The organism is Amnimonas aquatica (assembly GCF_002943415.1).
Classification (GTDB): Bacteria; Pseudomonadota; Gammaproteobacteria; order Pseudomonadales; family Moraxellaceae; genus Perlucidibaca; species Perlucidibaca aquatica_A.
In genome coordinates this window covers 1-1,173 of sequence record NZ_PTQZ01000360.1, presented here as the reverse complement: position 1 = coordinate 1,173, position 1,173 = coordinate 1, and the positions used below count along the sequence as shown (strand labels likewise).

At 72.5% G+C, this 1,173-nt stretch carries 1 protein-coding gene and 1 pseudogene; both read right to left on the bottom strand.

Features of this window, described 5'->3' with window-relative positions; all coding sequences use genetic code 11:
* Positions 1 to 395, bottom strand: a pseudogene (locus C5O18_RS09970) (hypothetical protein); the annotation flags it as partial.
* Positions 396 to 539: 144 nt separating this feature from the next.
* On the bottom strand, positions 540 to 1,173 hold a 634-nt coding region (locus C5O18_RS09965), incomplete at its 5' end, for a nitroreductase (protein WP_105193467.1).

The following is a 1,173-nucleotide window of genomic DNA, read 5'->3' as shown; positions in this document are numbered from 1 at the left end:
GCGGTGTAGACCACGCGCTGGTAGTGGCCGTCGACCTTGATGCGGAGCAGGTCGTGGCTGCAGTCGACGCGCAGGCTGTCCACGGCCGGATAGCCGGCCGCACGCTGGCTGAGCTGGTTGTTGAGCAGCAGCTCGGGCAGCGGCAGGGTCAGCGTCGAGCGGCCGAGGGCGTGGCGGGCGATCTTCAGCGCGGCGGCGCCGGCCTCGCGTGCGGCGCCACGTGCCGTGCTGCCGGCGGCGCTGGCGGCACCCTGGGCGGCGACGCCGGCGAGACCGGTCACCAGGCCGGCGACCTCGCGCGCGAAGCCGGCCGCCTCCTGAACCTGGCCGACGGCGCGGCGTACCGCGCGCTGGCGTCGTGGCGCCTGTTCCGGCGGTGTCTGGTCGTCGCTCATGCCTGTGCCCTCTCCGGTGGTGCTGTGTTTGTTATACACAGCACCACCGGGTGCCGGAACCGGCGGGCATGGCTGGTCGTCGGTTTGTCGCCGGGGCGGACGGAGGGCAGGCGGGCCGGGCGGTGCCGGCTCCGCCCGCGAGGCTCATCTGAAGACGACGCTCTCGCCCAGCGGCGCGCGCACGGTGCGGGCCTGGTTGGCGGCCACGGTGGTGTCCTCGTAGCCGAACGAGATGCCGAACAGGATGGCGATGTTGTCGTCGATGCCGAACACCTCGCGCACATCCTGCGGGTAGTAGCCCATGGAGCCCTGGGCGCAGCTGCCGATGCCGTGCGCGGCCATGACCAGCATCAGGGTCTGCGTGTACATGCCGACGTCGAGCGCCATCAGCTTGCCGAACGCGCGGTCCATGCCGATGAAACAGACGTGCGGCGCGTCGAACAGCTCGAAGTTGCGCAGGGTGGCGCGCATGCGGCCGGCCTTGTCATCGCGCGCGATGCCCATGGCGCCGTACAGCGCCTGCGCGCACTCGACCTGGCGCGTGCGGTGGGTGCCGGCCAGCGCGGGCAGGAAGCCGATGTCCGGGGTCATGGCCTTGCCGCTGGCGACTCCCTCGGTGAAGCGGCGGCGCAGCTCGTCGCGGGTGGCGCCGGAAGCCACGTAGACCTGCCAGGGCTGCACATTGCAGTTCGACGGCGCGGTCTGCGCCAGCTCGAAGACCTCGCGCAGGACCGCGTCGGGCACCGGGTCGGGCAGGTAGCCGCGCACCGAGCGGCGC